6 protein-coding genes are annotated in these 6,948 nt (G+C 73.2%); 1 reads left to right on the top strand and 5 read right to left on the bottom strand.

The annotated features are described in order from the left end of the window. Positions 1–333: 333 nt before the first annotated feature. Both KS423_RS33850 and KS423_RS33845 read right to left on the bottom strand, forming a co-directional pair. Positions 334–1,227 carry a trypsin-like serine protease gene (locus KS423_RS33850; protein ID WP_224283580.1) on the bottom strand — a complete coding sequence of 298 codons (894 nt, stop codon included), beginning with the start codon at positions 1,225–1,227 and terminating at the stop codon, positions 334–336. A 141-nt stretch (positions 1,228–1,368) separates the two neighbouring features. Then, entirely contained in the window at positions 1,369–1,872 is a 504-nt protein-coding gene (locus KS423_RS33845) for a hypothetical protein (RefSeq protein ID WP_224283579.1), read from the bottom strand. A gap of 88 nt (positions 1,873–1,960) precedes the next feature. On the opposite strand from KS423_RS33845, the gene KS423_RS33840 reads away from it, so the two are divergent. Beyond that, entirely contained in the window at positions 1,961–2,650 is a 690-nt protein-coding gene (locus KS423_RS33840) for a response regulator transcription factor (RefSeq protein ID WP_224283578.1), read from the top strand. A gap of 309 nt (positions 2,651–2,959) precedes the next feature. Here the strand turns inward: KS423_RS33840 and KS423_RS33835 are convergent, their stop codons facing one another. The 3 genes from KS423_RS33835 to KS423_RS33825 form a co-directional block, all read right to left on the bottom strand. Beyond that, a complete protein-coding gene (locus KS423_RS33835) occupies positions 2,960–4,624 on the bottom strand; it encodes a peptide-N4-asparagine amidase (RefSeq protein WP_224283577.1) in 1,665 nt (554 codons plus the stop codon). 239 nt (positions 4,625–4,863) lie between these two features. Further along, on the bottom strand, positions 4,864–6,594 hold the full coding sequence (polX, locus tag KS423_RS33830; RefSeq protein WP_224283576.1) for a DNA polymerase/3'-5' exonuclease PolX: 1,731 nt from the start codon (positions 6,592–6,594) through the stop codon (positions 4,864–4,866). A 122-nt stretch (positions 6,595–6,716) separates the two neighbouring features. Continuing rightward, the coding region (locus KS423_RS33825) for a hypothetical protein (RefSeq protein ID WP_224283575.1) at positions 6,717–6,948 on the bottom strand (232 nt) is incomplete at its 5' end.

Genomic DNA, 6,948 nt, shown 5'->3' with positions numbered 1-6,948 from the left:
CCGCTTCCGTGGACGGCGGAGGGGCACGGCGGAGGGGTGACGCGTTGCGGGCGGTCTCCGCCGGCCCGACGGGTGCCGTCAGGTACACCCTGCGGCTGTCGGCCAGGGGCCCGGCCGGCAACTGATCACCTGGCCGGTTCTCGGATCCGGAGGATCAGAGTGGCCAGGACGACTCCGGCTCGGCTGCGCGTGCTCGGCTGATCCGGCAGGGTGTGTCGGGTCTCCGAGCTACGGTGCGCGGCGAGGAGTCGGCCCGTACGAGGGCGGGGCCGGGTGCGAACAGCGACGGGGTCGGCCGGCCGAGTGCCGTGACGGTGTCAGCGGCCGGGCGTGTTACGGGAGTTCGGCCGACGTGGCGCCGGTGTCCGCCATCCGGTCGGCGAGCACGGTGTCGGCTTCGTTGAGTGAGTGGCTGCTGTTGGCCTTCATGGTCTGCTCGATCCAGTTCGCGTAGGCGGGCGCGCTGGTGTAGAGCCCGGGGCCGGCCGAGCACGGTACGCCGGGGACGCCGGGGCCCGAGGTGACGCCGACGAGTTCCCACCGTCCGTTGCGGGCCTTCTGGAGCTGCGGGCCGCCGGAGTCGCCGTGGCACGCCATGGCTTCGGGCTTGGGGCTGACCGTGCACAGCCTGGTCGGGCCGGCGTAGCCGGGTGCGCATTCGGACTCGGCGCCCAGGCGGGTGTCCAGCTCCTGCAGGTGGTCGGGGAAGTCGAACCGGCCGTCGACGGTGGTGCCGAAGCCGAGGAGCCGGGTCGGGGTACCCGGGCGGCCCGCCTCCTTCGTGATCTTGATGGGTTGCTGGGCGACGGGCCGGTCGAGGCGGACCAAGGCGAGGTCGTCCTTGTTGGGGCCCCGCCCGTCGCCGTTCACGTAGCCGGGATGGACGAAGGCCCGGTCGATCTTCCGGACGGTTCCGCCGGTCTTGCGCCGGTCGCTGCCGATGCGGACGGTGCCGTCGAGTTCGATGCCCTCCCCGGTCACGCAGTGCGCCGCCGTCAGCACCCACTGGCGGTCGATCAGCGACCCCCCGCAGTTGCCGTCGAGCAGGCCGGCTTCCGGGGCGGACATCGGGATCACCGCCATGAAGGGGTAGCGCTCGGTGGAGTCACCGCCGTTGACGATCGCCCCGGCACTGCCCACCATGAGGGTGGTGCAGGCGACGGCGGCGAGAGTCCCGACGGTTGCGGCGCGGACGGCACGGCGACGGGACGGCTTGGGACTGAACACGGACAGTTCCTTCCATTCGGGAATTCGGATGTGCTCAGCCTGGGCGTTCAAGATCGGCTGGACCATGGTGCCGGCAGGTGGATGCCGCGTCGGGGCAGCAGGCCGGCGAACGGGGGGTAATCCCCCCTCTTCAGGCAGGCCTCAGTGGCCCCGGCCGCCGCCGCGGGTGCCGCGCGGACGGGTCGGGGTGAAGCGGTCGACCGGGACGAGGTCCCCGTACGGGCCGGTGACGGAGTAGTAGGTGACGCCGATGGTGGTCTGCCCGTTGCGACCGCCCGGGTCGACGTCGAAGGTCGCGAAGCCGTACGGGTTGTCGGCGTCCCGGAGGAAGGCGGACCAGGGGGCGTCCTCGATCACGTACACCGGCGGGCGCTTGCCGGTGGCCGGGTCGGCGGCGCCGACGCCGGTGATCACCCGGGCCTTGGCGGGGCTGAAGAAGAGCTGGTTGGACGGGGCCGGGGTGCCGCCACCGCCGACGACCATGTGGACGGCGCCCTTGGTGGTGTCGATCGTCTCGGTGTCGGTGGAGACCGGGACCGGCGTGCGGGTGTCGGTCGGCTGCCGGCCGCGGATCGGGCGCGAGCGCTCGTAGTGGTGCTCGTGGCCGCAGACCACCAGGTCCACGCGGTACTTGTCGAACAGCATGGCGGCCGGCCCACCGGACGGAGGTGAACCGGGCCGGGTCCGCCGCGTGAACTTTCCCGTCCGGCGGCAGTGCGCCACACTGCTGGGCGTGACGAGTACGAACGGCGCGGGCCCGCGGGTGATCCGCACCCTGATCGCGGACGACCAGGAGGCCGTCCGGCGCAGCGTGCGGCGGATCCTGACGGCCCAGCCGGACATCGAGGTGGTGGGCGAGGCGGCGGACGGGCTCGCCGCGCTGGAACTGGCGGCCGAACTGCGGCCGGACGTCGCGCTGGTGGACATCCGGATGCCGCGGATGGACGGACTGGAGCTGACCCGGCGGCTGGCCGGGTCGGGGGTGGCGGAGCCGGTGCGGGTGGTGGTGCTGACCACCTTCGACCTGGACGAGTACGTGTACCCGGCGCTGCAGCACGGGGCGTCCGGCTTCCTGCTGAAGCGTTCCGGCCCGTCCCTGCTGGCGGAGGCGGTACGGGCGGCGGCGGACGGGGAGAGCCTGATCAGCCCGTCGGTCACGGTCCGGCTGCTGCGGCACGTGACGGCGCCGCGCCGACCGGAGCGCCGCCGGCCGGGGCTCGTGGTGCCGCTGACCGAGCGGGAGGTGGAGATCGCCGGGCACGTCGCGGCGGGCCTCACCAACGCGGACATCGCCGCGGAGCTGTTCATCTCGCCGGGGACGGTGAAGACCCACGTCGCCAGCATCCAGCGCAAGCTCGGGGTGGCGAACCGGGTCGGGATCGCGGTGCACGCCTGGGAGATGGGCTGGGCGGGCGGGCGGTAGCCGAGGGGCGTACGGACGGGGGCGCGTCCACGGGGCCGAGGGGATGCTCCGTGGACGCGCTGAACCTACGAGGTTGGGGTGGCCTCCGGACTTGACGTCCTCCGGCCGGTAGTTCGATCGTCGACCGAGGTAGTAATTCAGCGGCAGACCCTGATCCGTCTCGATCCGTCGCCACTGCCTCCTGCGGTCGAACTTCCTTCAGCTACCTCGCAGGTCCATTTCCCATCATGCGCCTCCTACGCGCCGTGCACCAGAGGTGAGCGGCATGAATCCGACCAATTTTCGCAATACGGGCAGCGGGGATCGCCCTCAGGGGCGCGGCCAGCCGTCCACGAAGCTCAGCGTCCGCTGGTACGGCCCCTCGGGCCCGGTGCTGCGGTACTCCTCGGTGCTGCTGCCGGTCCGGACGGTGCGGTCCCCGTCGTGCCGCCGGGCGGTGGGGCGCAGGGTGTGGTCGACGGTGGAGCGTTCGGTGATGTGGCCGCCGGTGGCCGTGGTGGCCTCACGGTGGTAGCCGAGGTCCATGGTGGTGGACTGGTCGGTGTTGCCGGCCGCGTCGCGGCTCACCTTGTAGCCGACGTCCAGCGGTTCGCCCTCGTGCACGGTGGTGGTGCGGTGCGGTCCGCCGCCCCAGGTGGCGGTGGTGCGGGTGAGGTCGGTGCCGTTGTGCAGCGTCACGTCGTTGCCGCCGTCGCGCAGTCGCTGGGCGGAGCGGAAGGCGAGTTCGTCGCGGACCTCGGTGGTGATCCGGCCGTGCGAGGTCTGCACCCAGCCCCGGGCGAGGTCGTTGCGGGCGGCGGTGACCGTCCAGTCGCCGCTGCCGCCGCCGTGGTCGGCGAGGTCGGTGGCGACGGTGGCCTCCGGAGCGACCCGGTAGTCGGTGAGCTGCCCGGTGGTGCGGGCGGCGCCGTGGTCCGTCTCGGCGAAGAGGTTGACCTGGCCGGTCCAGACGTCGTTGCTCTGAGCCTCGGCGGCGTTCACGGTGACGCCCACGGCGTGCGGCCGGCCGTCCAGCAGCAGCCCGACGTACGGGGTGAGGTCGAGCCGGTAGGCGGGCAGGTCGAACGCGAAGACGCCGGGCACGGGCCGCCAGAGCAGCGGGTCCCAGCCGCCGGTGTAGATCACCGGGTACGGCCAGACCGCGCCGGCCACCCGGCCGTCCACGGTGAGCCGCAGCTCGCGGAACGGGCCCTTGCCGCAGATGCCGGTGCCCGGGTTGGCGGCGGCGAAGGCGTCCGGTGCGGAGGCGTACGCGAACTCCTCGCAGGCGCCGCCGCCCCGGGCGTAGACCTCGGCGGTGAGGCGTTCGAGGTTCTGCGGGAAGGTGAGGTCGCGCCCGGCGGCGGGGGCGGCCTGGGTGAGCCCGAACGGCCCGGTGGTGAGCACCCGGTCGGCGGAGCGGGCGGCCGGCCGGCGGTCGTCCGCGGTGTAGAAGGTCAGGCTCGCGCTGATCGTGAAGACGCCGGTGTAGGTGGAGTCGGTGACGTTGGCGAGGTCGAAGGAGAACTCCTGCGGGCCGCTCGCGAACAGCGGGGCGTAGCGGGTGACGTCGTGCTCGACGCTCCACGCGATGCCGTCCTTGGACGGCTCCGGGGTGGAGGAGAGCAGCACCTGGACGCCGCCGACGCGGACGCTGAAGATCCGGTCGAACTGCCGTCCGGCGACCTGCCCGTGGAGGTCCAGGACCACCGCCGACCAGGGGCCGGCGCAGTCGGCGGGCGGGGCGAGGGTCGTGTCGTACGGGGTGTCCGGCGGGTTGCCGTACCCGTTGCGGAACTCGCGCTCGTGCATCACCTCGACGGTGCAGGAGCGGGTGTCGGGGCGGGTGAGCGGCTTGGTGGCGGTGACCGGGTCGTGGTAGTCGGTGCCGAAGTCGGCGTGGGCCGGGCCGGCGGCGGTGAGGGTGCCGGCCAGGGTGAGGACGGCGGCGCCGACCAGACCGGCGGCGCGGCGGAGCAACGGGCGCAGGGTCAAGGCGGGTTCCCGGGGTCGGGCGGCCCGCGGGTGGGTGCCGCGGGCCGGTCGGATGATCCGGGAATCCTTCCGGTGGTGGCATGCCAGCGTCAAGCATGGGCGCCTTCCCGGACGCCGGAGACCTCGGGCGCGCGGCCGGGCTCGGGCACCGCAGCCCGGGTGCCGGCCTCGCCCGGGGCCTCCTGCGGCGGGGAATGGCGTTTCCGCGGGCGCCCCTCGATGCCGGGGCCGCCCCGCGGCTACCTGGGCACCGCGTCCTTGCGGAGGAAGTGCTTCAGCTTCTGCCAGGTCCAGGTGTTGATCACGTCCCCGGCGGTGAGCCAGCCGCGCTGCGCCGTGCCGATGCCGTAACGCGGGTAGGCGAGATGGCCGGCGGCGTGCGCGTCGCTGTCGATCGCGAAGCGCACGCCGTGCCGCCGGGCCCGCAGGACGTCCTCGTCGCGCAGGTCGAGCCGCTGCGGGGAGCTGTTGATCTCGATCGCGGTGCCGGTGCGCGCGGCGGCCTCGAACACCGCGTCCAGGTCGAGGTCGATCGGCCCGCGCCGGCCGATCCGGCGGGTGGTGAGGTGCCCGATGACGTGCACGTACGGGTTCTCGCAGGCGCGGACCAGCCGGCGGGTCTGGGCGGCCCGGTTCAGGGCGAAGTGCGAGTGCACGGAGGCCACGCAGACGTCGAAGCCGGCCAGGAACCCGGGTGGCCAGTCCACCCCGCCGTCCGGGCCGATGTTCAGCTCGGTGCCGTGCAGCAGGCGCAACTTCTTGTGCCGGCCCGCGAGTTGCCTCAGCTGCTCGCGCTGGGCGAGCATCTTCTCGTCCGTCATCCGCTGCATCACCAGGTCCGGGGCATGGTCGGTGACGGCGAAGTAGGAGTAACCGCGGGCTGCGGCGGTGTCGATCATCTCCTCCAGGGTGGCCAGCCCGTCGGTCAGGTCGGTGTGGGTGTGCAGGTCGCCGCGCAGGTCGGACTCCTGGACCAGCTCCGGGAGCCCGCCGTTCAGTGCGGCCTCGATCTCGCCCCGGTCCTCGCGCAGCGGCGGAGGGATCCACGGCAGGCCGAGCGCCGCGTACACCTCGTCCTCGGTCTCCGAGACCACCTTGGCGCCGCCGTCCACCTCGAACAGTCCGTACTCGGAGAGCTTCAGCCCGGCCCGGACGGCCATCGTGCGGAGCTTGATGTTGTGCGCCTTCGAGCCGGTGAAGTAGACCAGCGCCGCTCCCCAGTCCTCCTCCGGCAGGACCCGCAGGTCCACCTGTACGCCCTGGGTGGTGCGGACCGAGGTCTTGGTGCTCCCGCTGCCGATCACCTCGGCGACATAGGGGAGTTCGGTGAGCGCGGCCATCAGCGGGGCGGAGTCCTCGGCGGTCGCGAGGATGTCGATGTCGCCCACCGTCTCGCGCATCCGGCGCAGCGAGCCCGCGAACGTGCAGCGGGTGCAGCCGGGGACGGCGGAGAGCGCGGCGACCAGCTGCTCGGCCAGCTCGGTGGCGGTGTCCAGCAGGGTGCGGCCGCCGGACTGCCGCATCAGCTCTATGCCGTGCAGGATCTTCTCGCCGCTGCGCTCGCCGAATCCGGGCAGGTCGGCGAGCTTCTCGGCGCGGGCGGCCGCGCCGAGTTCGTCCACCGAGGCGATCCCGAGATCGCGGTAGAGGGCGAGGGCTCGCTTGGGCCCGACACTGGGGACGACCATCATCTCCCGTACGCCGGACGGGATTTCGGCGCGCAGCGCCTCCAGGGCGGGGAAGGTTCCGGTGGCGAGGAACTCGGCGATCTTCTCGGCGGTGGACTTGCCGACGCCGGGGATCTCCTGCAGGCCCCTGACGTCCAAGCCGGCCACGTCCTCGGGGTGGCCGCCGACCGCACGGGCGGCCTTCTCGTAGGCGCGGGCCCGGAAGGCGTCCCCGCCGGTGATGTTGATCAGATCGGCGTACTCCTGGAGCAGTTCCCTGACCTGGTCGTTGAGCCGGGGCATGGGGCAAGTCTAGGGCGCCGCCGTCGAACTCGCGTCGTTCGCCCGGCAGGCGCAGGTTCGACGACAGTGTCCCGGTTCGGCGGGGTGGGCCCGCCGGTGGAGGCGGTCGGCGGGTGCTCCCGTCACTCCCGCGCGACGGTCAGCAGCAGGACCACGGTCAGTCCGCCGCCGGGGGTGGTCTCCACCGTGAGCCCGCCGCCCGCGGCCAGCACCAGGCTGTGCAGGGCGGGCCCCGCCGGGCCGTCCGCCCGCGCGCCCGTGATCAGCCACTCGCGCGCCTCGGGTATCTCGTGGGCGCCCCGGTCGGAGATCCGGATCTCCACCCGGCCGCGGGTCGCCGCCGCCCGGCGGGGG

This window comes from Streptomyces sp. LS1784 (assembly GCF_020103755.1).
In the GTDB taxonomy this organism is placed as follows: domain Bacteria; phylum Actinomycetota; class Actinomycetes; order Streptomycetales; family Streptomycetaceae; genus Kitasatospora.
Note: the sequence above shows the minus strand (reverse complement) of the source record. Positions and strands in the feature narration are given on the sequence as shown.

Excerpts from the sequence above, each read along its gene's own strand:
- KS423_RS33845 (WP_224283579.1), bottom strand. The coding sequence starts at position 1,872 with ATGCTGTTCGACAAGTACCGCGTGGACCTGGTGGTCTGCGGCCACGAG.
- polX (WP_224283576.1), bottom strand. The coding sequence starts at position 6,594 with ATGCCCCGGCTCAACGACCAGGTCAGGGAACTGCTCCAGGAGTACGCC.